Genomic DNA, 23,969 nt, shown 5'->3' with positions numbered 1-23,969 from the left:
GCTAAAAAAGATCCTTAGAAAATAATTTGTCTTGGTGAATAGTTACTTACTTTTTAGCTAATAAAGTAAGCTTACCCAATGTAACTATTGCTTGCTCAATTTGCGCGTTCCATTGCACACCATAACTTAACCTTACACAGCTTTTATATTTATTAGAGGCTGAAAAAATAAGCCCTGGGGTTATGCTAATACCCACTTCAAGTGCAAGTAAAAATAACTTTTGGCTATCGTACTCGCCTCCTAAATCTAGCCACATTACGCAACCTCCTTTTGGATCGCTTATACGTGTATTTTTTGGCATAGCTTGTTGTAAGCACCATCGCATACGCTCTTTGTTATCGCGCAGGCGTTGCCTAAGTACTTTTAAATTTCGGTCGTACTCGCCGCTGGCAATAAACTCAGATAACGTCCATTGGTTTATTAACGAAGCAGAGCAACTTAGTGCTCTTTTATATCGCCTTGCTTGCGTTGCAAATTTACCCGCAACTAACCAACCTACACGATAGCTCGGCGCTGCGGTTTTAGAAAAAGATGAGCAACTAATCACTAATCCTTTTTTAGAGTACGCTAAAGCTGGTGTGCCTCGTTTTGCCGTAAAATATAAATCGCCGTATACGTCATCTTCAATAAGCACTACGTCATGACTTTCAAGTAGCTCCACCAGCTGCTGTCTGTTTTTATCTGGCATAAAGCTGCCTACAGGGTTGCTAATTGCAGTCGAGAATAAACATGCTTTTATGTCATGCTCATTCAAAGCGCGTTCCAAATCGCTCAACCAGATGCCATTATCTGGGCACAGTGGTATTTCGAGCGCTTTAAGCCCTAAGCTCTCTATTAGCTCGATAATCCCGTGATAACAAGGCGTCTCAATGGCAACTACATCGCCTGGCTTTGTCACACATTTAAGCGCAATAGCCATGGCTTCCTGTGCACCATTGGTGATCACAAGCTCGTCCATATTTATACCAATGCCAAAATCTAGATAGCGATGCACTAGTTGCTTTTTCAGCGGCACAAATCCATCTGTTGGCCCATAGTTAATGGCTTTACTGCCGGCAATTGTCATTACTCGGCGCATATTTCTGGCCAGTGCTTTATCGGTAGGTGCAGCGGCTATAGGATTAGCGATACCAAAAGGGACTACGTTAGCTTGATGAATGGCGCTGTATACCTGCTCTATTAAGGCTTGTTTATTTACCACAACAGGCTCGCGACTCAATTTAACTCGCTTAGGTAAGTTATGCGCGGCGTTAACAGCTTTTAAAAAGTAACCTGATTTTTCGCGTGCCTCTACTAGCCCTTGATCCTCAAGTGCTTGATACGCTTGTTTTACAGTGGGAATACTTATATTTAAGTTATCTGCCATTTTACGTAGTGATGGTAGTTTTTCGCCGGGGAGTAAAACTTGTTGAGCACTCATATCCCTAATTAACTGAATAACTTGTTGATATAAAAAATCGTGCCCTTGGCTATTTTTTTGTCTTATCATCACACACCAAATCTGTATAGGTTACATTTTTACTTTTCTGTATATGGTAAGTATACAGATAGGTCTTAAAATAGCCATTCAATCGGGCTTTGAGGACTAACCATGAAAAGTGCAGCGCTATACATTACAACCGTTTTAATTTGGGGTTCTACTTGGTTAGCCATAGAATTTCAACTAGGCGATATTGCAGTCGAGTTATCGTTATTTTATCGCTTTGCTATTGCAGCGCTTTTAATGTGGTTGTATGTAGCGTACAAAAAACCCGACATGCGTTTCTCATTAGTCGATCATGGCTTTTTTGCTTTATTAGCTCTGTTTAACTTTGGTTTAAATTACTTAATGTTTTACTGGGCACAAAATTACCTAACCTCAGCCATGAGCTCCATTGCCTTTTCGATGCTGCTGGTTATGAACATAGTTAACACTCGACTATTTTTTGGTAAACCAATCTCAAAGCGAATTTATACAGGAGCTGTTCTTGCTGTATTAGGTATTACGTCCCTGTTTTGGCCGCAGTTACAGCAGTTCGACTTAAGTAATGGTGCATTGGTCGGGTTACTACTTGCTCTTAGCGGTACCTTTGTGGCTTCATTAGGAAATATGGTAAGCGTTCGAAATTCTCGTAAGCAAATTGGTGTATTACAAGGTAATGCATGGGGCATGTTATATAGCGCCGTAGGCTTAGCGCTATATGTATTAATGAATGACGTGCAATTTAGTGTAAACGCGCCACCGAGTTACTGGTTATCATTACTCTACTTATCAATATTTGGCACCGTAATCGCTTTTGGTTGCTACTTTGCACTACTAAAAAATATTGGCCCCGAAAAAGCCAGCTACGTTATTGTTTTATTTCCATTAGTGGCAGTAACGCTAAGTAGTTTTTTTGAAGGGTTTGAATGGCACGCAAATACCTTTGCAGGGTTTAGCTTAGTACTATTAGGTAACGCCATTGTGCTTACCCCAACAAAACGAATTAACGCCTTTTTAGCTAATAGAGCAATAGCTAAAAATGGCTCCGTCCCCAGTTAGACGCGTTATTAACGCAACTAACGCAAAAGCGCCTACTTTACTGTAGGCGCTTTTTTATTGGCATATGAAAAAGTAAGGCCTGTCCATGCACACTAACAACTGCAGGAGTTTTACCTATCAGCTCACCATCTGCTTCAATCAATAGCCCTTCAGTATTTATGGAAGCTGTATTTAAGCGACTATAGGTAAGGTTTTTTATATACTCATGACGCTTAAAAAATAACTTAATAAAGCTTATTACGTTATAAAAAAGCCCACCCGATCGCATTTGATAACACTCAAGCAGCCCATCAGTTAAATCTGCTTTTGGCGCTATTTTTAGTCCGCCACCAAAGTACTTATGATTAGCAAATACAGTAATTAAATTTTGATACTGCCTTACATCGTTATTAAACGTACCTTGCAACTGCTGAGCTTGATAATAAAATAGCTCTTTAATACTCGTCCAACTGTAATCAAAAGATGAAAAATTAGCTTTCTCGTTAATTGTTTTAATAACATGAGCATCAAATCCTACCCCTGCAATATTAATAAAATAGCGGCTATTAATTTTTCCTATATCAATTGCTGTCGGTGTATTAAATAATGCCTTTCGCCAATCATCTTCTTTGCAATTAAACCCTCTGGAGAAATCGTTACCTGTACCGCAAGGTAATAATGCTAACGAACAGCTGCTGCCTATTAGCGCATTAACCGCCAAGTTCAATGTCCCATCGCCACCTAGTGCAACTACTTTGGGAAATTTACTCAGTAACAACCTTATTTGAGCGCAGTCATCGTCAAAGCTTCCCGTTGTAGTAAATATACAATAAGAAAAGCTGCGTTTTTTACAGATATTTTTAAGCCATGCCAATGATTTTTGGCTCTGTTTTTTGATACTTGGTTTAATAATTATAAGTAGTGACAAGCTTTTGTTTCCAGCAATGTATTTTAGAGTGAGATAACAAACGTTTAATTAAATTTTTTTAATCTGAATAAATAATCAAAAAACATTGTATAAAATGCATAAAAATAAATTAAAAAACCAAAAACCCCAACATCAAAGGGGTTAAAACCAACCGCCATATAAATAGCTATGCAAAAACAGTAATGCAACTTACTGAATCGCATATTAATAAAATCAATTCAGATTAGTTTAACTAATCCCTCAGGCTCAATTTTTATCGTTGTATTTTTAACCAAACAACGTGCAAAATGCACGCGATTTCAACAGATACAACCGGAGCAAAATAATGAAACCAATTAATACATTAAATCAAACAGCAGCAGCGCAAGTAGCCGTTAAACCAACTAACCGTAAAGCAAGAATGTTAGCTAAACTTAACACGATTGGTAAAAGACTAGCACTTAGCGGTGCAGCTCAATATAAATAATCACCCAACCATGATTATTTTTCGGTGCAGCGAACACTCAACCACTAAATGAAGTCACTTATTTAGCTCCCATTGTTTGCTGCAACCTATTTATTTTATTAAAAATTGCCTTAATTTCCCCTTATTTACAAAAAAAACCTCATTTACGTATGTTTTTTAGGCAAACAGTCATTTTGCTATTTACACAGCGGTATCACCTAAGTATTATTCTGCGTCACGGAGAGATGGCAGAGTGGTCGAATGCACCGGTCTTGAAAACCGGCATGGGTTTATAGCCCATCTAGGGTTCAAATCCCTATCTCTCCACCATATTTTAATTGGTGGCTTTTTTTACTCCATCAATACAACCGGTTATGCGTTGGAGAGGTGTCCGAGTGGCCGAAGGAGCTCCCCTGCTAAGGGAGTATAGAGTTTGTAGCTCTATCGAGGGTTCGAATCCCTCCCTCTCCACCATACTTAATTTAAACCACTTAATTGTGGTTTTTTTGTGCCTAAAATTTAACACCGATACTAAATTGGGAGGGTGAGAACCTTCGACAGGGTTCGACAAAATGTCTGGAACATTTTAGGCCGCTGCAAGCGTCGCGCAGCGATTGATTACATGGATGTAAGCAAGTCTATCCCTTCCTCTCCACCATACTTAATTTAAACCACTTGATTGTGGTTTTTTTGTGCCTAAAATTTAACACCGATACTAAATTGGGAGGGTGAGAACCCTCGACAGGGTTCGATAAAATGTCTGGAACATTCTGGGCCGCTGCAAGCGTCGCGCAGCGATTGATTACATTGATGTAAGCGAGCTTATCCCTCCCTCTCCACCATACTTAATTTAAACCACTTAATTGTGGTTTTTTTGTGCCTAAATTTTAACACCGATACTAAATTGGGAGGGTGAGAACCCTCGACAGGGTTCGACAAAATGTCTGGAATATTTTAGGCCGCTGCAAGCGTCGCGTAGCGATTGATTACATGGATGTAAGCAAGTCTATCCCTCCCTCTGGACCATACTTAATTTAAACCACTTGATTGTGTTTTTTGTGCCTAAAATTTATAAAAACTAAACAAATTGTGCCTAGTAATAACTTAGGGCATTATTAACACAACTTTAGCCACTTTTAGGTTTAGCTATGATCCGGTTCATATTGCTATCATTTTGCGCGGCAGCACCATTTTTTACCTTGGCACAAAGTACAACAGTGTATAAGTGTGTAATTAAGGGCGTTCCTACTTTTAGCCAAACGCCTTGCGCTAAAGATGCACAAGTTATTACTCTAAAAGATATAAATGTAATTGAAGCATATAAAAGCTCTACGCCCGGTAAAGGTATTACCGATACCTCTGTTGATGACTACTTAGAGGTTCAGCAAATAGAGCGTGAAATAAAGCGCCTTGAGCTATCTATTGAACAAAGCCAAAAAGAATACGCAGCTAAAAAACAACAAATAGATTATATGACCCAAGATAAGGCCAATCGTTTAGGCGCTTCGTCTATTGCTGATGCTATCGCAACTAAAACAAATTCATTAAAACAAGCCTACGACGCATCAATTAGTCAAACGCAGCAAAAAATAGAGTCATTAAAGCAAAGAAAGCAGCAGCTTAGCCAAAACCCTTAAGCGCTCGTTTTACTATAGAAATAAATTGCGCAACGTCTTCTTGAGTATTATAAATATGTGGCGATACTCGTATTCCAAATTTGCGAGCATCTACACTAACTTTCGCTTTATTAAGCTCTGTAAGTACATGGTCTTGTTGCTTGTTAAAAAACAAAATAGCAGTCCCGCTGCATTTATCACCAATCATAGGTGATGCAACATATTCGCTTAGTTGCTCATGAATAAGCGTAAGCATCGCTAAGTTATGCGCCCTTACCTTGTGAGCTGTTAGCTCTGCAAAGTAGGCAATACTATTTGCGGCAATAATATAAGGCGCTACAGAAGGGGTGCCCCCCCAAAACTTAAGCGCACTGGCGTTATATTCAAAGTGGTTAATATCGAACTCAAATGGATTTTGATGCGAAAACCAACCCACATCTTTAGGCTCACAATACTCTATTTGATTTTTGTTAACCCATAAATAAGCTGCACCTGGGCCACCACATAACCATTTAACGCTCGAGCCAATCATAAAGTCCGCATCGAGCACGCTTAAATCAAGCGGTATAACACCCGCTGACTGAGCAACATCAACTATTGATAAACTATTGGTTAATTTACTTATAGCTACAATATCGTACACAGGCGCCTGTACACCTGTATTTGAATACACATGGCTTATAAAAACTAAATCGATATCACAAGTTATATAACGCTGCCAAACACTAATATCTGTTAGGTTTTCGTGCTCAGGTATAAATATGATTTGCGCGCACTTTGGCAACGCTTTTTGCATTACAAAACCCATACTCGGAAAATCACTTTGCGCCATAAGCACTTTACAATTTTTTTGCTGTAGCCGTGGATGCGACATAAGCAATTTTGTTAAGCCACTTGATAAATTAACCTGAGGACAAAACTGCGAACTAGGCGCATTAAATAACTTACCAAGCGCGGTAGTAAATTGCTCAACTGCGGGTAGCCATTGTTGCCAAGGTTCTTTATTTGAGCTCTCCCACGGTAAAAAGTAGTGCTGTGCTAAATATTGCTGCGTATTTTTAAGAGGACGCCCTACCGAGTGGTTTAGTAAATAACAGCCATCAGCCATACAAAAATCATCTTTAAGCATGCTATTTAACCCATTCTTTAAGTGTATTTAGATCGTCAAAACGTGTTTTTATATCGTCGCGTTTTGCGCTAGCTCGCCTATCTCTTAATTTTTCGAGCGAATCAAGTAACACATTAAGCGGCGGACCACTTGCTGTTACCTTGCTCATATGCTGCTGTTGCATATTTTTTGAAGGCTGAGCAATAAACTTTTCAACCAGTTGATTATGATGACCGACTGCGGTGTCGCCATGTAATTTACACACTTGAATAAATAACGTTGCGTGGCTTTTAAACCAATCTGTATTTTTATATGGCTCTGCTTGTAAAAAGTCATCCATAAAGCTTTGCATACGCATGGCTTCTCGCAGGATTTGTTGATCCTCTGGCATCATATATAAAAACTTATCCACCAGCATTTGCGAGTAACTAGGCTCGTTTGCACTACACAGCCCTAACAGCATATCAATCACGTTAATGCCTGCAAAGTCACCAGCATTTGCTCCTCTGTAAACCTCTTTACCTACACGGTACGGTTTATAATAAGGGCGAACGCAGTTAAAAAAGCGATCTGTATCGAGCTCAGAATAAAGTGCATTGTTTGACTCAATTACATCTATAAGCGCTTGTTTAGCTACTTTTAATAACTCACCACACAAGGGATGTGAAATACCTAACGGCAATATTTTTAATAAAGCATCACTTGCCCGTTTGTAGGCCAAAATACCTTGGGTGTTGTAATCAAGAAACAGCTTTTCATCAGGTAAATTAGTAAATCGTTTATAAATACCGTTAAGTGCTTTGTTATGAGTAGTTAAGTGGGCGGTAGCAAAACGAGGGGTTACGCCAATGGATGCGCCTATATGCATAGCAAGCGCTGAGGCTTCAATTAGCGGTGAAGTGGTTTCTCTGCTTGGCTCAGTAATTTCATGGCGCCTACACGCTGCCATAAATAATCCTACGTTACCGAGTAAGTCAAAAGCGCTATCAAAGCCTTGATCTGTGTTTCCCTCGGCTAATAAATTACTAATTAATGCGTTGCCTTCTTTTTCTAATTGTTGCTTTAAGGCCTCACCTATTCCTTCTACATTTGCTTTATCGGTTTGCTGCCAATAAAGCTGCTCTAATTCACTATTTAAAGTGACAAACTCTGTTCGTATCCAGTGATCGAAAATAGCGGTATGTGTGTTCATTGGTGTGCTCTATTATTTTTATAGTTAAATGCTAACAGAGTTCAATTAGGGTAAAACGCCAAAAAAATTAGTAAAAACTGCAATACTTAGCAATAATCACTACAAATATAAAAATAATTAATAAAAGCCGACAACTATGTTAGATAAAAAAGACCAGCAATTACTCATTGCACTGCAAAGCCAAGCTCGTATGTCGGTTTCAGATTTAGCTGGCAGTATTAACCTATCGGATACACCTTGTTTAAGGCGTATAAAAAAGTTAGAGCAAGAAAACATTATTACCGGCTACCACGCCGCCATAAATCCCAAAGCACTTAATCTTAATGTATTGGTATATGCGTTTGTACGATTAAGCCAAAACTCGGTCAGTGCTGCAGAGCAATTTGAGCAACATGTAGAAAAATTACCACATGTATTAGAGTGTTGTGTAATATCAGGAAGCTATGATTATTTATTAAAAATCATTGCACATGATCTTGAGAGCTACGAAACGTTTGTGAAACATCAACTAGGTGGCTTAAGCTGTATCGCAAATATAGAATCAACAGTTGTGCTTAAACAATCATTTAGCAAAAAACAGTTACCTTTATAAAAATAACCAAAATAACTTACTGTTAGCTATACTGATATTTCAAAACGACAATAATAATTGCTTGGACCTTATGTGAAAAATTTTAACTCTAAAAATCATTCCATTATTTTTTATATCATGTTTGCTTTAGCATATTTTTTAGTCGGCATAGCACTCACTAAACTTGCTTTTAACTCGCAAATAATTCCAATTTGGTTACCTGCCGGCATAGCACTAGTCGGTTGTTATATTTGGTGGTGGCGCTTTATCCCGCCTTTATTTGTAGCTGCAATTGCCTTTAACCTTAATATTTTTGACAGTTCTGCTCATGAGCTAGTCCTGGTCGGTAACTCATTTAACGAGGCTATGTATATCGCCTTTGGTGTTGTTATACAGGCAATGGTCGGCGCAGCTCTTTTAAAGTATTGGCTTGGGCACCCGCTGCGCTTTAAAAAGCGCAAGAATATAATTTACTTTATCCTTGTCATAGCAATATTGGTCAGCTTAATTTCGGCTAACTTTGGCGTATTTGCCTTAAGCCAATTCAACTCGATTTACAGTATTGATAATCATTGGAATAATGTTATTTACTGGTGGCTTGGCGATACATTAGGGGTATTAATTGCAACTCCATTTTTACTTTCTTTATTACCACAAAAGTCTAATCAACATACTATATCGGCATTTCCGACAATTGCAGTATGCTCAGTTTTATTTTTATCAGTCGCGGTAACAACGCAGTTATACGATCAAGAAAATCGTATAAGCACTATTAAAATTGCCGAACGTGAAGTCCACGTTATAGAAAACAGCCTTTATAGATATACAAATCGCAGTATTATTGCAGTGCAGAGCTTAGCAAGTCAGGTTCAATCATCTCCCATGCTGAGCCAGCAAGATTTTTATTCTTATGCTAGTCAGTTACTAACTCAATACGAGTTTATTAACGCTTTATCGTGGAATGCAAAAATACCTCAAGATCAACGAGAAGTCTTTGCTCAAGAAATATCAAATATTTACCATTTAGATATTGATATAGTTGGCGAACCTCTTGAAATTAACGATCCCCTTGTTATAGTAAAATACATAGCTCCTTTTAATGGTAATCAAAAAGCTATTGGCTTTAATGTATTTTCAAACCCTGATCGAAAAAACTCTCTGCTTAACCCCGCTATAAAGTACATGCCAGTCGGAACTAAAATAATTCAGTTGGTGCAAACCAAACAACCTAAACCAGCCTATTTATTATTTGCCCCTGTGTACTCCCAATATAACGATGAAAAAACAATTAAAGGCTATGCCACTGGTATATTTTTAGTGCGTAGTATTATTGAGCAGGCCATTTCTAAAGAACAGTCTGATATGTTTTCGATTGGTATATACGAAGATACAAACACACCGCCGTTTTATAGTAATTACTCTCAGGATGTTCAGCAAGCCAAAGGCAGCCGATTAATGTCGTTTGACGTGGACTTTGCAGGGCAAAAATGGATTGTAAAACTAGCCCTTAAAGAAAGCTTTTTAACACAACATAATAGTCAACTAACTCTATTATTGCTCATACTCCAAGTTGCCGTATGTTCTTTAATTTTAATGGTTTTACTGCTGTTTAATCAGCAACAAATTGCACTTACACGTCAAGTTGCAGAGCGTACACACTCACTCGCACAAGCAAAGCAGCAGTCTGATTTAGCTAATCAGGCTAAAAGCCAATTTTTAGCGAATATGAGCCACGAAATACGTACACCATTAAACGCCGTTATTGGTTTCTCTTCACTTGCCCGAGAAACAGACAGTGCAAGTACACTCATTGGCTATTTAGATAAAATAAACTCATCATCTAAAAGTTTATTAAACTTAATTAATGACATTCTTGATATATCAAAAATAGAATCCCAAAAGTTAGTTATTGAATCTATTGCATTCGACCTAGGTGCCTTAATAACACGCATAGACAATATGTTTGAACAAAGCGCAGTTAACAAAGGTATTAACTGGCAAGTTAACTCAAAGCTACCTTTAAATACCTGGTTTATTGGTGATCCTATGCGAATTGAGCAGGTATTACTTAATTTATGTAGTAACGCGATTAAATTTACAAGCCAAGGCAGCGTTGCTTTAAACATAGAAACAGAGTTTACTGCCGCCAATAAAGTAAAGCTTGTTATAAACGTTAGTGATACCGGAATAGGTATAAAACCAAGCCAGCATAAAAAATTATTTAACGCATTTACCCAAGCTGATAGTTCTACCTCAAGGCAGTTTGGCGGTACAGGACTTGGCTTAACCATAGCTAAAGAGCTAAGCCAGCTAATGGGGGGAGAAATAACACTTAAAAGTGAAATAGATAAAGGCTCTACTTTTACATTTTCAATACGATTAGAAACAACAGAGCCTAAAAAAGAACATGTTATTACATTTGATAATACTAATATTACTTCGCTAGACATTTTGGTCGCAGAGGATAACCCAGTAAATCAAATGGTTATTAAAGCGATGCTTGGCTCGTTAGGGATTGTGCCGTATATAGTAGAAAACGGTGAGTTGGCGGTCGATATAGTGAAAAAACAACATTTTGATTTAGTCCTTATGGATTGCCAAATGCCTATAATGGATGGCTATAGAGCAACGGCACTGATCCGCCAGTTTAAAACCGAACAAGAACTCCCGATTATTGCTTTAACTGCCGACGTAATGCCAGAGGATAAAGCACATGCACAAGCAGTTGGATTTAATCAACATCTTGCAAAACCGCTTGAACTCATTAAGCTAACCGAGTGTCTTGTCCAATATGCAGAAGTTAATGAACAATAGTGGTTTAATTTTAAGAATAGTTTTAAGAGTATTTTTGGGTTTTGTTTTAAGTGTTTTTTCTCACACAGCTGTCGCTCAAAACTGTATATCGCAGGCGAGCGACTTTAAATTTATAACAAAAAGTAAGCAACAAGGCTTATTACGCTTTGAAAATGAGCACAACCACCAGCGCTTTAATTACCACGCCCTTTTGCCATTTAACGATTACTTAGATTTTGCATATAAACATATAAATAAAGCCAATCCACGTGCAAATATGCCATGCCCTGTTATTACACAAACGTATCAGCAATTAGTAACACAAGGTACGCGAAAACCTGACCCTACTATTGCAGATATTATTGCCCCTTTTGAGCTTACGCATCCAAACAGCAATAAAGTTGCGCTATTAATCCACGGACTAACTGACTCCCCCTTTACGTATCACGATTTAGCACAAGTGTATTATCAGCAAGGCTATACTGTGCGTACTATTTTATTACCAGGACATGGTAGCGCCGCAAGTGCCTTACTTAATGTAGACGTTAGCCAATGGCAACAAGCAATAAAATACGGTATTGAACGCTCCGTACAAGACTTTGATGAGGTGATACTCGCAGGTTACTCTACCGGTGCAGCGTTACTTATTGATTACGCAACCAAACACACTGTATCCCCTAAAATTAAAGCGCTTATGCTTTATTCGCCAGGCTCTGAGCCACATAATAAGTACGGCTGGATAGCAAAGTGGATTGATGCCATACCCTTTGTTAATTGGATTGATAAAGACGCCGATGTAGACTTTGCTAAGTATGAGTCATTTCCTTTAACTGCAGCTGCCGCTTCGTACGATGCAATGTCTCTTGCAAGCGTAAGTAGCTTAAACAAACGCCCTGCACTTAAATTACCTATTTTTAGTGTACTTAGCGATATTGATACCACGATAGATACGCGTGCCACGCTAAAATTATTAAGTGCATTACACCAAGGTAATTCAATCAAATATAAGCCGCTCGATACTTTAGTACTTTATGGAAGCACTGATATTTTACCGCCAGACTTTGCTAGTGACTACACAGTAAATAATCCGCAATGCACAACACGTCAATGTAAAAAGGTTCATGGTATGTCGCATATTGCTGTTGTTAACTCACCGCAAAATCCACATTATGGAATTAACGCAACTTATCGCAATTGTGGCAGCTTTATTAACGACGAGTCCCTATATAAAACATGTAAAACAACTAAAAACCCACAACTAGGAGAGCGTACAAGCGCCAACTTAAAACACTATCCAGCTTTACAGCGCTTAACTTATAATCCTCATTTTACCGAGCTTAAAATGCAAATTAGTACGTTTATTAAAAACGTAGAACAGCTTAGAACAACTACAAGGTAAGTAGTCATGGGAACGTTTTCGCACCAATGGTTTAGCAGTATTAATGAGATTGATCAGGCGCAGTGGCAACGTTTATTTGGTGATGAACCATTTACTCAACATGCTTTTTTATATGCCCTTGAACAAAGCCAATGCGTAACACAGAAAAGTGGTTGGCAGCCCCATCACCTCGCTATTTTTGAAAGTGATACGCTCGTTGCACTTGCACCCGGGTATTTAAAAAGTCATTCATACGGCGAGTATGTATTTGACTGGGCATGGGCTGAGGCATACGAAAAACACGGTTTAGAATATTATCCCAAGTGGCTATCTGGCATTCCTTTTAGCCCTATTGAAGGCAAGCGTATTGCTATCGAGCACGCTAACCCTAATGCGGTGTATCAGTACATTACAGAGCAACTTAGCTTACACAGTGCTGAGCAAAGTTGGTCGGGGTGGCATGTTAACTTTTGCGATCAAGCTCAAGCAACATCATTAACTGAGCAACACGCCATGCTAAGAGTGGGTGTGCAATTTCAGTGGTTTAATAAAGGTTTTGAAACCTTTGACGATTTTTTGCAAATACTTAACTCACGAAAACGTAAATCCCTTAAAAAAGAGCGAGCTAAAATAGCGCAACAAAATATTGATATTGAATGGCTGCAAGGAACGCAAATTACGCCCGAGATAATGCAATTGTTTTGTGAGTTTTATCAGCGTACCTACTTAAAGCGATCTGGTCATTTGGGCTATTTAAATATGGAGTTTTTTACGCTTTTACATGCATTAATGGCTAATAACCTCGTTATTATGCTGGCCAAAAAAGACGACAACGTGATTGCTGCAACACTTAGTTTAGTAGGTGAGAATACGCTTTATGGGCGCTACTGGGGAGCAAGTGAGGAAGTAGATTCGCTTCACTTTGAGTTGTGCTATTACCAAGGTATTGAGTTTGCAATAAAGCATAAACTCAGCTGCTTTCATTCGGGAGCACAAGGTGAGCACAAAATAGCACGCGGATTTGAACCCGTACTTACCTACTCTGCTCACCATATTGTTGATGGCGATTTCAGTAATGCAATAAGCGACTACTTAAAGCGTGAACGCGGGCATATTGATATATATAAAGAGCAATGTAGCTCATTACTGCCGTTTAAAAACGAGTAACTGATTATTTGCAGGCATGGCAGTATCGCTAATAAGCGTAAGCCCTGCTTGCTTAGCTAGTTGTTCAACTGCTTCAAAATCTCTTATTCCACTTAACGGATCGCGCTCTGTTAAAAAGGCACTAAAGTCATCATTACTTGGGCTGGTAAATTCACCTTGGTACTTAAATGGTCCGTAAATACACAACATACCGTCGCTATTTAAGTGACGTTTAACACCATCAAAAAAACGTTCAACTAATTGCCAACTTACAATATGAAATGTGTTTGCAGTATAAATAGCGTCAACCTTATCTACAGGCCATTCATTATTTAAATCAAGCTCAAGTGGTGCATGTAAATTAGTTAAATTAGCTTCGCGGTGCCATAAATTAATCCCTTCGTGGTTTATAGCGCGATCACTTGTATGCCATTGTAAATGTGGTAATTGCTCTGCAAAAAACACACTATGCTGGCCTGTTCCTGATCCGACTTCGAGTACTGTTTTAGTATTTTTTAATATGTCCTTTAATTGCTCTAAAATAGGGGTTTTATTGTTTTCACAGGCTTGTGAAAATGGCTTTGTCATTACTGTGCACCAAAATTGTAGATTAATGCACAACAGTAAAGCAAATTTAGCTTATTTTGTCGTGATGAAAAAGAGGTAATTTTTAAATACTATAACTATCATATGGTTGAGCTGGTTCATTATGGTTGGTACGTAATATGCTTTTATATTGTTAACCCACTAAAGGGTTTAACTTATATTAAATTTCAAAGGATAAAATTATGCATATACCCCCTTATACCGCTGTAGACGCGGCCATTGCTATAACCGAAAAAACCACCGACGATCATAGTTACGTCGTTGATATGAGAGCTACAGTAATCGATTTACTTTCGCACCCTAAACATAATCAACAGGCGATGACCAAACATGAAACAGATCAGATATTTATTCTTGGCTACAATTAATACTCAAATTAGTATCGCAAATAATTTTTATAATAACTGTTTACACTGAAACCGATTAAATGTAATGATAACTATTATCGTTAACTTGAGTCGGTTTTTTTATGTATTCAAATTATGCCCAGCATCGTTGCCATCAAGAACTCTCTTGTCATTGCTTAAGACCTGGCCTGCATGCACCCATGCTCGTTGCCGATTACATAGAAACCGCCCTTAACGTCGCCAAAAAATTTGAGCAACAACATAATCCCTTGCTTCAAGAGTTTTATCTTAGGCGCACACACCATGAAATTATGAACAAAATGTGCGACCCTCTTATACATAATGCTATTCGTAAACAATGTTTAGAGCAGCTATACAAACCATTATTAGCATTAAAACGGTTTTATAAGGTGCATAACAATACTGCACAATTTTTAATACTTGAGCGTGAAGCTCGTATTCTTAGTCACGAATTCAACCCTTTTTAAGGAGCACACTTATGAGCAACTTTAGAACAGAATCAGACAGCATGGGCGAGCTACAAGTACCTACTGATGCGCTTTATCAGGCGCAAACACAACGAGCAGTTAATAACTTTGCCATTAGTGGCTTATCTATGCCAAAGCAATTTATCACTGCACTGGCTTATATAAAACAAGCTGCTGCGCAAAGTAACTGCGAGCTTGGCCATTTAAGTAAAGACAAAGCAAATGCTATTGAGCAAGCTTGTCAAAGTATTATTGATGGCGAGCATGTTGAGCATTTCCCCGTTGATATTTTTCAAACCGGTTCGGGCACAAGCTCAAATATGAATGCCAACGAAGTTATTGCAACGCTTGCTAGCCGATTAGGCAGTGAAAGCATTCACCCTAATGATGATGTAAACATGGGGCAAAGTTCTAACGATGTAGTCCCTACTGCTATCGCACTCAGTAGCGCAATAAATGTAGTGTATGAATTACTTCCTTCGCTTGAAAACTTATCGCAAAGCCTAGAAAAGAAAAAAGCTGAAGTAGGCCATATAGTTAAAACGGGCCGTACGCATTTAATGGATGCAATGCCTGTTACATTTGATCAAACACTAAGTGCATGGCAGTCACAAGTTAACCATGCCGCAGCAGGAATTAGACATAGCTTAGAGCGTGTATGCGAACTGGCACAAGGCGGTACAGCTGTTGGAACAGGAATAAATGCAGACCCTAAGTTTGCAGCCAAATTTGCAGAAAACCTGAGTGCCAATGTAGGCATTAGATTTACGCCTAGTAGTAACTTTTTTTATAACATCGGCTCACAAGACGCCATAGTAGCGCTTTCGGGGCAATTAAAAGTACTCGCTGTAGCACAAATGAAAATAGCGAACGACCTACGCTGGATGAACTCAGGACCACTTGCGGGCTTAGGCGAAATAGAGCTAGAAGCACTTCAACCGGGCTCGTCTATTATGCCTGGCAAGGTAAATCCGGTAATACCAGAAGCCGCAGTCATGGTAAGCGCACAAGTAATCGGTAACGACGCGACCATTACAGTAGCAGGCCAAGCGGGTAATTTTGAGCTAAACGTTATGCTGCCAGTCATTGCGTATAATATTTTGCAAAGCATAGAATTACTTGCCAATAGCGCACAAGCATTGGGCGATAAAGCCATTGCCAGCTTTAAAGTAAATCAGCCTAATATAGATAAAGCACTCGCTAAAAATCCAATTTTAGTGACTGCGCTCAATCCGGTGATCGGTTATGAAAAAGCAGCAAAAATAGCAAAGCAGGCTTATAATGAAGCCCGCCCTATTATTGATGTAGCCGAACAAGAAACCGATTTACCACGCAGTGAACTCGAAAAGCTACTTAATCCCACCAAACTAACGCAGGGTGGACTTTAATAAACGATATTTTTCACGGCTTTAATTACTTGATAATATAGTTTTTATTGCCGTAAAAAATGCACCGTGTATGATAGTGATGAATATTTCATCACTATCAAGGTTTGTTATGCGTACCCCATTGTTAGCCATACTTTTACCACTTTGTTTAACTGCATGCTTAGATAAAACGCCAACTGAAACGCAGCAAGTAACAATAACCTCAGAAACTGAAGCGCCAAAGCAAGAGCTGCAAAAGCTAAAAGAAAACACTCAATTACAAGAAAATACAAAAAATAATGTAATTGCTGAAAGCGTTTCAATAAACGATTTAAAAAACGTTTCAATAGACGATATAAAAACAGCTAAAGCCGAATTAAATACGCTAATTACAGATACGCAATGTGATACCAGCACTCAATGCAGAATAAGTGCAGTAGGCAGTCGCGCATGTGGTGGGCCAAGCAGCTTTATTGTGTACTCAACAAAATCAGCGTCTGAAAAACAAGTAGCAGCCCTTAGCGATAAAATTACTAAGCTTGAAAGTAACTATAATTCACAAAAAGGGATGATGAGCATTTGTCAGCATTTAACAACGCCAAGCACGCAGTGTGTTGAAAATAAATGTGTTAAAATTGAAGGTTCAGCGGTAAGTGCATTTTAAGGATAACGTTATGAGTTGTTTACCATCGGCAATTAAACTATCAATTTTAAGCATTGCTAGCAGCATTTTATTACTAAGTGGTTGTGCTAGTACTGTGACGTCAAATGAGCAAAGTAAAAACTTGTCTGACTTAAACTATGATCTTAGTAACATGGTGAGTAATAACAGCTGCACCGCAAGCTTTCAGTGTAAAGTACTTGAAGTGGGCGCCCGCGCATGCGGCGGACCGAGTAAGTATGCTGTTTATTCAACGCTGAACACATCTCAAGAAGAAGCTGAACAGCTTGCTCAACAAATAACAAAACAAGAAAAAATACAAAATAAAGCACAAGGCTTAACCGATTGTTCACCAGTACTTGAAGTGCAATCGCTGTGTATTAATCACCAATGCCAGTCGTTTGATATAAAATAAAAGCGGTTGCGTATAATTTAATCTCAGCGTTAACCTAAATACGGAATTAACGCTGAAATTACAACCACCAGTACCACGCAAATACCCGCTTTTATAATGTACTTCATGGGCATTGTTTTAAGCACCCAATATGCATAAATAAAGCGTACAAAATAACTCGCCGCAGTACCAAACAACGCAAAAATAAGTAGATAAGCAATTAGAGTAATATTCATAATAATCTAGTGCAACTACTTAGTTTTTTTAGTGTGAGCAATTAGTAAGTCAGCTACTTGTTGTTTTACGGCTCGCTTATCATCACTTGGGACATCAAAGCGACTGGCTAGTTGCGCAATCTCATCATCATTTAAATTAAACGATAAACGTTGACGCGTTTTTTTAGACTTTACATCTAAGCCAAGTATTTTACGGATCATATCTGACGGCGTTAACTCTTGGTCTATAGCTTGCTTTTTTATCAGCTTTTGAACTTCGCTGCTTAGATCAAATGCCATTTGTGTGGCACGTACAGCTTGTTCCTGGCGTAACCACTTGTCTTTAGCATCACTCACTTAGCATCTCCGGGAAACAAGTCTACAATGTCTGACATTGGACGCATGAGCGTTAGCGATACTTCGGTTTCGCCGCCATCCCAAATTTCGATATTTAAACCAAAGCCTTCATTATCTGATGCTAAACAAATCATTTCACATGGCTCGCCACCTTCTTGCTCATAGCGAGGCAATGTTTGGTTGCGGTAATCTTTATTATGGAAATAACACACATAAGGCGACTCGCTTTGTTGATAACTTTTAGCTAAAAACTGCATAAAGCGCTCTGGTGTATTTTGCACTGTAATGTGGGTTAACGACTCTTCATCAAAAATACGCGCAAACTCATCAAGGCCAAATATCTCTTCAACTTCGTTTCGCTGAATTTTAATAGAAAAGTTAGCCCACTCTTCGCCGTCATCTTGCTCAATTTGTAAAAATACAACTTGGCCGCTATTTGTCTCAAGTACAAATTCAGTATCGCTGCTGTGCTGATATTGGTAAGTCTGAATATCAGTAACACGTAGCGTTTCACCTTTTAACCATGCCGGATAAGCAAATGAGTCGATAACGCTAAACATGTCGCCTTTTTTAAGCTCGCTCGGATGATTAAGCTGACGCTCTGGCTCTTTTTTAGATTTGAAAAAATTAAACATAGGAAGGCTGCCTTCTAAGCAAAAAAGGTAACTGAGCAAAACTCGGTTACCTTTTTAAAGTATAAACGTAATGGTTAGCTATTTTGCTTCGCTTTGATGCGAGCTAAAATATCAGCACTTTTTGGACTTGTGTCGCCAATGCCTGCTTCAGCCATTTTTGCTTTTAAGTCATCGCCATTTACGTCTGACTCAAGTTGCTTTGCAGCACCTAGCTGGTCGCTACGATCTTGTTGACGCTGTTTAATGCGTTCAAGCGATTGACGAGCCGATGTCATAGACGAGCTGTTTGTATTAAGCGTGCTGTTAACAGCCATTGTTGCTTGCTGTACGCTTTCAGTGGTTTTTACCATTGTAAGCTGGCGCTGATTCTCTTTAATTGATTTTTCAGCATCTTTAACTTGCTGCTTAAGCGCAACAATATGGTTACTAAAGCCAGATAATACTTGCTCGTTTTCGGCTTTTTCAGCTTCAAAGTCACCAATTTTTTCTGCAATTTCTAATGCTAACGCTTCGTTACCCTTTTCAAGCGCTTGGCCTGCATACGCTTCGTGTTCCGCGATTGATGCATCTACAGCGCTAATTTTACGCTTAGTTTGCATTTCTTTAGCCATTACTTCTGTAAGGCTTTTTTTAGCGCGGTGAAGTGCATTTTGCGCGTCTGCAATTTCTTGCTCAAAAATACGGATGCCATTTTTGTCTACAATTGCTTCGCCTGCTTCACGAGCGCCGCCACGTACTGCTGTAAATAATTTTTTTAAAATACTCATAATCTTAACTCCACTAACTGGCTATTAATCGTTTAAATACAAGGTCACGGCTTCTAGTGCATCGATAGCGTTATCGGCTAATGTCACTAGTTCGTGGGTAACGTCATCTAATGATGAATTTACCGACAGTGCACCAAAAATCGCGTATTTGTTATCGATTTTAGCAAATGCACTCAGTGGAATTGGCACGTTTAAACGTAGTAATGTTTCGTTTAACTCGTTGCGTAATTCACTCTTAACTTCATCTTCGTCAAACAAGTAGCTAATACATAACAACTGCTCTTGCGTTTGTGTAACAAAAATTGGAAGTTCATCATTTCCATCAACAATGACTTGTAAAACATCTTGCTCGCCAGGGTTGGCAATCAAGAAAGACTCAAAGTTAGCGCCTTCAGTTTCAAAAGAAGCTAATTTTATTGAAAGTTCATTTAATTCCATGTCTCTGCCTTTTGTCGTTTGACATATTATGTCTGAGTTAAGATTCTCACGGCTGACATATTATGTCAACCATGTTTTGTTAGTTTTTATACAATTCGCTTTCTATTTGCCATGCAGTTCGGTAGTAATCATACAACTGACCAGATCCTAACCTATTGACCTCAATACTTTTAACTTGTTCAAAGTAGTGGTTAGGAAATACAAAGCTTGCCAATAAATATTCTTTACTAATCCACCTTGATGGCACAGGCATAGCCGTCGCATCATTAATACGGCCACTGGCCGACTGACCCATTTTAGTGGCTATAGTCCAGCCCCACTGCCCAAACGAAGGTATGTTTTGCTGATACTGCTCAACATAGCCAAACCCTGCGGCTTTAACTGTTTTAGCAATGCTTAAAAACGCTTTTTTAGCATGGTAAGGTGAAGTTGATTGAACCGCCATTGCGCCATCGGGTGCTAATAACTGACGTACATGATTATAAAAGTAGTCACTGTACATTTTATTTAGATCAGGGTGATTTGGGTCCGGTAAATCAATTAATATAGTGTCGAACTGCTTAGATTGATCAAGCAGCTTTTCAACTTCTAAAAATGCATCACCCACAATTATGTTGGCTCGCGAGTCTTGCATCGATTTATTGTTTAGCTGTAGTAATCGCTTATTGATGTGCTCTGGCGGGGTAAAGTCACCGTCTTTATGACCAAATAAATTGAGTAGTTGCGCGTCTAAATCTATTAGCGTTACCTCACTTACAGGCCACTTTAAAACATCTCTAAGTGCAAGCCCGTCACCACCACCAATTATTAATACACGGTCGTGTCTGTTAGAGGCAAGCATTGCAGGGTAAACCAGCATTGAATGATATATTTGCTCATCAATACTTGAGAACTGTAAACGCCCATTTAAATATAAATCGGTGATTGGCTGAGGTTGGTTTTTGCTTAATCTTTCGGTTAAAACTACGTGTTGGTATTTAGTTGCTTGCGAATAAATTACCTTATCTTTGTATAAAACATTACTTAGATTGTTCATCCAGCTACTGCCAAATACTAAAATAAAGCCAAACAATGCCAACAGTACTATATGGCAAACTAAAAGTGCCTTAGCAAAGCGCACATAGGTGTGATAGCGCCATAAAAAAGCGAGTCCTGCGATGATATTAAATAACGCCGTCCACGCCGCAGCTTGCATTATAGGCATTGAGAGCATGATGCTTACCCAAATGGCGGCACCAATACCAGCACCAATATAATCGGCACCATAAATAGTCCCTGCGTTGTTTTCTAAAAAACGGCCATAAACGTGCTGACGAATACGCGCTATAAGCGGTATTTCCATACCAATAAATAAGCCCAGTATTAAACCAAAAACATAAGGTAGAAAACGTGACCACTCTTGTAGCTTTTGAAATACGTAACCATTAAGTACAACATCTGGGGGTAAATTAAAAATGCTCGAAAATAAATGAGGAAGAGAATAACTTACAGCTATTACACCCGCTATCGCTAAAATGCAGCCCATGCCAACCAAAGCAATAATGCTTTCTAGCCAAGCAAAAGCGGTAAATGCATCTTTAAACCAACGCGCTAAAAAAGCGCCTAAGCCCATTGCTACAATCATAGTACCGATCATGGCGTAAATAGCGCTTTCTACTGAGCCAAGTACACGGCCCGCATAATGAGAGAGTAAGTATTCATAAATAAGGCCGCACCCAGCAAGCACGGCCATAACAGTAATTAGTAATATATCGTGCCCAAGTAAGCGAGACTTACTTGGGGGAGTGTTGGTTGATGACACTGATTATGCGCCTAGTAAGGTTGCCATAGTGATACCTACAGCAAATGATACTGCTGCAGAAATAGCTGCTACACCTACATTTTTTTGACGATTAACTTCATCGGAAATATCGCAACCAGATAAAATTATTTTAATTGTCACTAAGTGCAAAATAATAAATGCGACAAGGCTCACAACAGCGCTAATAGCCCAGTATAGTAAACTCGCATTAATGTTATCAGCAGCGTATGGCGCAACACCCGTTGCAGCTGTAATAGCTAATGCACTACCTATTAAAAATCCAGCGTAACGAATACCCACAGCTAAGTTACCATCAACAATTGCTTGTTGTAGGCAGTCGCCACTTTTGTTTGTACGCTTAAATAACTGCACTCGGTACTGGCTAACAAGTAGTAATACAACACTACCTATAATAAAGGCAGCAATTACAATTGGAAGACCATGCCAGCCATCAGTAGCCACCCATAAAAGTGCTGAGCGAATAACTATTGCAACGCTAACAACATGACCAAAATCAATTATTGAAGCTGTAACGTTACCTTTAACTATTTCGTCGTGCAGGCTTACTTTACGAAGCGCTACTTTATCTTGAAAAAAGTGACCCAACTTAATAAGTACAATTGCTAATGCGCCGTAAGCTAACATTTGCAGTGCTTCTTGTTGCAATGTTGCAGCAAAAGAACCACTACTTACACCTGTTAATACAATCGCCAGTGCCACTAAACCAGCGGCAAAGCTAATACCAAAAGCAAAGTTATCACGCTCTGTTATTTCATCATTTGCGTGTAAGTTTGAAACCCAACCTTTTATATATTTAAGGCTTACAAATAATAAAACAATAATTGCAAAATCAATCGCCAATGCTTGTAGCGACCACATAGTTATTCCATTAAATTCATACATATTATTCTAACTCCAACTTTATTCTTTTACTTACCACGGCTCACGCCACGAGAGGTTCTGCTACCGCTATCACGCACCGATCCTGAGCTATTGCTATAACTGCTCGAACGAGAATAACTACTGCGGCTTTTTGGTGGCGTATAACTACTACGGCTTAAACCGGATGCACCTGTTTTTTTACTCGCATAAGGGCTTGTAAACTGCTTACCTTGGCGTTGGTATGTTTGGCGCGTGCGTGTTTCTAGCGCGCTTTGGGTTTTAATTTGTTTAGGGCTTGAGTAACGCGAACGGCCATAGTCATTGTAATAACTATACTTTCGGCGTTTGCTCCAACTTCCATATTCAACACGGTCAAATACATCGCCTAAAATACGGTACATGCCGTACCATTGCCAAAAGCTAATACCATTACTATTTGTTTGCCAGTTACCATAGTTAGGGTTACCTACCATTTGGTTACCAACACCCTCACCTTCAGCTTGCTTACTAATTGCGCCTACACGCGCTAAAGTGCCTTTGGACATATCAGCTAGCATATTAATAGGATCGGTTAACGCATCAGAAAATAGCGTAGGTTTAGACGCATCACGCAACAAATCAATACTATGCAACGTATCTTCGTAAGGAGGAATTAAGTAAGTTCCTTTAATATCTTTAAGTCGCTGTATTAAACCACTATAAAGTGCGCCTCGGCGCGTTGCATCAAGGGTAATTACATCAACAACTTTTGTAAGCTCTGGCTGTTGTTTTTTAAGGAGCTCGCCATATTCTTTAAGTAATACAGCATTGCGCACATTCCCATTATCAAGCGCAGTACCAAGCTGTGACAGCTCTGTATCTGCTTTTTTAATAGACTCTTGAATTGTTTGTTGCAGCTGCTCTTCTTTAGATTGACAACCCATAAGCACTGCGAACAAACAAAACAGGCTTATAAGTTTCCAAGCTTTAATATTCGACATTCATGTCACCTGATTTACTAAATTAACTAAGGTAGTTTTACACAGGTCACTTATTAAACCAAGAATGAAATTGCAACAAAGTAAGTCAGTACAAAATTAAATAAACAGCTATATTTAGTATATGAATTTAAAAGCATTCTCAATGTTAAGGTTTTAGTGCTACAAAGGGCGTAATAAGTAACTTTTTTGTAATTATGGATTGCCTGATTACACAATAATAACTAAAACATAATTAAATGATGGTTAAGGGTTAGATTTGATGCTTCATAGTATTCGATATAAATTTATTATAATAACAACGGTTTTGAGGATGTAACTAATTTTGTGTAACTGCCTATCATTATTTACTCTAAA

25 protein-coding genes and 2 tRNA genes are annotated in these 23,969 nt (G+C 38.8%); 14 read left to right on the top strand and 13 right to left on the bottom strand.

Annotation, left to right across the window (positions count from 1 at the left end):
* Window positions 1-46: 46 nt before the first annotated feature.
* Entirely contained in the window at window positions 47-1,489 is a 1,443-nt protein-coding gene (locus GQR53_RS16900) for a PLP-dependent aminotransferase family protein (RefSeq protein WP_165744632.1), read from the bottom strand.
* A gap of 102 nt (window positions 1,490-1,591) precedes the next feature.
* Between GQR53_RS16900 and GQR53_RS16895 the strand changes: the two genes are divergently transcribed.
* Window positions 1,592-2,521 carry an EamA family transporter gene (locus GQR53_RS16895; protein ID WP_165744630.1) on the top strand — a complete coding sequence of 310 codons (930 nt, stop codon included), beginning with the start codon at window positions 1,592-1,594 and terminating at the stop codon, window positions 2,519-2,521.
* Between the two features lie 37 nt (window positions 2,522-2,558).
* On the opposite strand, the gene GQR53_RS16890 is transcribed toward GQR53_RS16895, so the two are convergent.
* Window positions 2,559-3,428: a YegS/Rv2252/BmrU family lipid kinase gene (locus GQR53_RS16890; protein WP_165744628.1), complete on the bottom strand. Its 870-nt coding sequence runs from the start codon at window positions 3,426-3,428 to the stop codon at window positions 2,559-2,561.
* 325 nt (window positions 3,429-3,753) lie between these two features.
* On the opposite strand from GQR53_RS16890, the gene GQR53_RS16885 reads away from it, so the two are divergent.
* The 4 genes from GQR53_RS16885 to GQR53_RS16870 all read left to right on the top strand — a co-directional run bounded on the left by GQR53_RS16885 (window position 3,754) and on the right by GQR53_RS16870 (window position 5,510).
* Window positions 3,754-3,894 carry a hypothetical protein gene (locus GQR53_RS16885; RefSeq protein WP_004335040.1) on the top strand — a complete coding sequence of 47 codons (141 nt, stop codon included), beginning with the start codon at window positions 3,754-3,756 and terminating at the stop codon, window positions 3,892-3,894.
* A gap of 218 nt (window positions 3,895-4,112) precedes the next feature.
* Window positions 4,113-4,203: transfer RNA gene (locus tag GQR53_RS16880), tRNA-Ser, on the top strand.
* 51 nt (window positions 4,204-4,254) lie between these two features.
* A tRNA-Ser gene (locus GQR53_RS16875) sits at window positions 4,255-4,347 on the top strand.
* Between the two features lie 674 nt (window positions 4,348-5,021).
* Window positions 5,022-5,510, top strand: coding sequence for an RNA-binding protein (locus tag GQR53_RS16870; protein ID WP_024597153.1), 489 nt, complete (start codon window positions 5,022-5,024; stop codon window positions 5,508-5,510).
* Here the strand turns inward: GQR53_RS16870 and GQR53_RS16865 are convergent.
* Both GQR53_RS16865 and GQR53_RS16860 read right to left on the bottom strand, forming a co-directional pair.
* A complete protein-coding gene (locus GQR53_RS16865) occupies window positions 5,494-6,618 on the bottom strand; it encodes an aminotransferase class V-fold PLP-dependent enzyme (RefSeq protein ID WP_165744626.1) in 1,125 nt (374 codons plus the stop codon). The two genes, GQR53_RS16870 and GQR53_RS16865, sit on opposite strands and share 17 nt — an antisense overlap.
* Before the next feature lies 1 nt (window position 6,619).
* Window positions 6,620-7,789, bottom strand: coding sequence for a monodechloroaminopyrrolnitrin synthase PrnB family protein (locus GQR53_RS16860; protein WP_165744624.1), 1,170 nt, complete (start codon window positions 7,787-7,789; stop codon window positions 6,620-6,622).
* Between the two features lie 136 nt (window positions 7,790-7,925).
* Here GQR53_RS16860 and GQR53_RS16855 point away from each other — a divergent pair, with 136 nt between their 5' ends.
* The 4 genes from GQR53_RS16855 to GQR53_RS16840 all read left to right on the top strand — a co-directional run bounded on the left by GQR53_RS16855 (window position 7,926) and on the right by GQR53_RS16840 (window position 13,698).
* Window positions 7,926-8,381, top strand: a complete 456-nt coding sequence (locus GQR53_RS16855; protein WP_024604725.1) for an Lrp/AsnC family transcriptional regulator — start codon at window positions 7,926-7,928, stop codon at window positions 8,379-8,381.
* A gap of 72 nt (window positions 8,382-8,453) precedes the next feature.
* Window positions 8,454-11,174 carry an ATP-binding protein gene (locus tag GQR53_RS16850; protein ID WP_165744623.1) on the top strand — a complete coding sequence of 907 codons (2,721 nt, stop codon included), beginning with the start codon at window positions 8,454-8,456 and terminating at the stop codon, window positions 11,172-11,174.
* Window positions 11,164-12,552: an alpha/beta fold hydrolase gene (locus GQR53_RS16845; RefSeq protein ID WP_165744621.1), complete on the top strand. Its 1,389-nt coding sequence runs from the start codon at window positions 11,164-11,166 to the stop codon at window positions 12,550-12,552. The genes GQR53_RS16850 and GQR53_RS16845 overlap by 11 nt, the downstream gene beginning before the upstream one ends.
* Window positions 12,553-12,558: 6 nt before the next feature.
* Window positions 12,559-13,698: a GNAT family N-acetyltransferase gene (locus GQR53_RS16840; RefSeq protein WP_165744620.1), complete on the top strand. Its 1,140-nt coding sequence runs from the start codon at window positions 12,559-12,561 to the stop codon at window positions 13,696-13,698.
* Here the strand turns inward: GQR53_RS16840 and GQR53_RS16835 are convergent.
* Entirely contained in the window at window positions 13,675-14,265 is a 591-nt protein-coding gene (locus GQR53_RS16835) for a DUF938 domain-containing protein (RefSeq protein WP_165744618.1), read from the bottom strand. The genes GQR53_RS16840 and GQR53_RS16835 overlap by 24 nt on opposite strands.
* Before the next feature lie 200 nt (window positions 14,266-14,465).
* Here GQR53_RS16835 and GQR53_RS16830 point away from each other — a divergent pair, with 200 nt between their 5' ends.
* The 5 genes from GQR53_RS16830 (at window position 14,466) to GQR53_RS16810 (ending at window position 17,561) form a co-directional block, all read left to right on the top strand.
* Window positions 14,466-14,651, top strand: coding sequence for a hypothetical protein (locus GQR53_RS16830; RefSeq protein WP_165744616.1), 186 nt, complete (start codon window positions 14,466-14,468; stop codon window positions 14,649-14,651).
* Window positions 14,652-14,752: 101 nt separating this feature from the next.
* The gene (locus GQR53_RS16825; RefSeq protein WP_231619999.1) at window positions 14,753-15,118 is read left to right on the top strand and encodes a hypothetical protein; all 366 of its coding nucleotides are present in this window, start codon (window positions 14,753-14,755) and stop codon (window positions 15,116-15,118) included.
* Between the two features lie 11 nt (window positions 15,119-15,129).
* Entirely contained in the window at window positions 15,130-16,506 is a 1,377-nt protein-coding gene (locus GQR53_RS16820; protein ID WP_165744614.1) for a class II fumarate hydratase, read from the top strand.
* Window positions 16,507-16,615: 109 nt separating this feature from the next.
* Window positions 16,616-17,149 (top strand): hypothetical protein, encoded by a 534-nt coding sequence (locus tag GQR53_RS16815; RefSeq protein ID WP_165744612.1) that lies wholly within the window; start codon window positions 16,616-16,618, stop codon window positions 17,147-17,149.
* Between the two features lie 10 nt (window positions 17,150-17,159).
* Window positions 17,160-17,561 carry a hypothetical protein gene (locus GQR53_RS16810; protein ID WP_004335077.1) on the top strand — a complete coding sequence of 134 codons (402 nt, stop codon included), beginning with the start codon at window positions 17,160-17,162 and terminating at the stop codon, window positions 17,559-17,561.
* 29 nt (window positions 17,562-17,590) lie between these two features.
* Here the strand turns inward: GQR53_RS16810 and GQR53_RS16805 are convergent, their stop codons facing one another.
* The 8 genes from GQR53_RS16805 to GQR53_RS16770 all read right to left on the bottom strand — a co-directional run bounded on the left by GQR53_RS16805 (window position 17,591) and on the right by GQR53_RS16770 (window position 23,615).
* Complete coding sequence (locus GQR53_RS16805) at window positions 17,591-17,776, bottom strand: hypothetical protein (protein ID WP_024597424.1); 186 nt, start codon at window positions 17,774-17,776, stop codon at window positions 17,591-17,593.
* A 15-nt stretch (window positions 17,777-17,791) separates the two neighbouring features.
* Complete coding sequence (locus GQR53_RS16800) at window positions 17,792-18,112, bottom strand: hypothetical protein (RefSeq protein WP_024597423.1); 321 nt, start codon at window positions 18,110-18,112, stop codon at window positions 17,792-17,794.
* Window positions 18,109-18,747, bottom strand: a complete 639-nt coding sequence (locus GQR53_RS16795) for a hypothetical protein (protein WP_024597422.1) — start codon at window positions 18,745-18,747, stop codon at window positions 18,109-18,111. Before GQR53_RS16795 ends, GQR53_RS16800 begins: the two co-directional genes overlap by 4 nt.
* 74 nt (window positions 18,748-18,821) lie before the next feature.
* Entirely contained in the window at window positions 18,822-19,514 is a 693-nt protein-coding gene (locus GQR53_RS16790; protein ID WP_004335088.1) for a PspA/IM30 family protein, read from the bottom strand.
* Window positions 19,515-19,538: 24 nt separating this feature from the next.
* On the bottom strand, window positions 19,539-19,952 hold the full coding sequence (locus GQR53_RS16785) for a DUF2170 family protein (RefSeq protein ID WP_004335098.1): 414 nt from the start codon (window positions 19,950-19,952) through the stop codon (window positions 19,539-19,541).
* Window positions 19,953-20,031: 79 nt separating this feature from the next.
* A complete protein-coding gene (locus GQR53_RS16780) occupies window positions 20,032-21,753 on the bottom strand; it encodes a polyamine aminopropyltransferase (protein ID WP_165744610.1) in 1,722 nt (573 codons plus the stop codon).
* A 3-nt stretch (window positions 21,754-21,756) separates the two neighbouring features.
* On the bottom strand, window positions 21,757-22,656 hold the full coding sequence (locus tag GQR53_RS16775; protein ID WP_165744608.1) for a DUF350 domain-containing protein: 900 nt from the start codon (window positions 22,654-22,656) through the stop codon (window positions 21,757-21,759).
* 26 nt (window positions 22,657-22,682) lie between these two features.
* Window positions 22,683-23,615 (bottom strand): CHAD domain-containing protein, encoded by a 933-nt coding sequence (locus tag GQR53_RS16770; protein WP_165744607.1) that lies wholly within the window; start codon window positions 23,613-23,615, stop codon window positions 22,683-22,685.
* Between the last annotated feature and the right edge of the window lie 354 nt (window positions 23,616-23,969).

Origin of the sequence: Pseudoalteromonas sp. Z9A6 (assembly GCF_011378805.1) — a bacterium.
Taxonomy (GTDB): domain Bacteria; phylum Pseudomonadota; class Gammaproteobacteria; order Enterobacterales; family Alteromonadaceae; genus Pseudoalteromonas; species Pseudoalteromonas distincta.
Note: the sequence above shows the minus strand (reverse complement) of the source record. Positions and strands in the feature narration are given on the sequence as shown.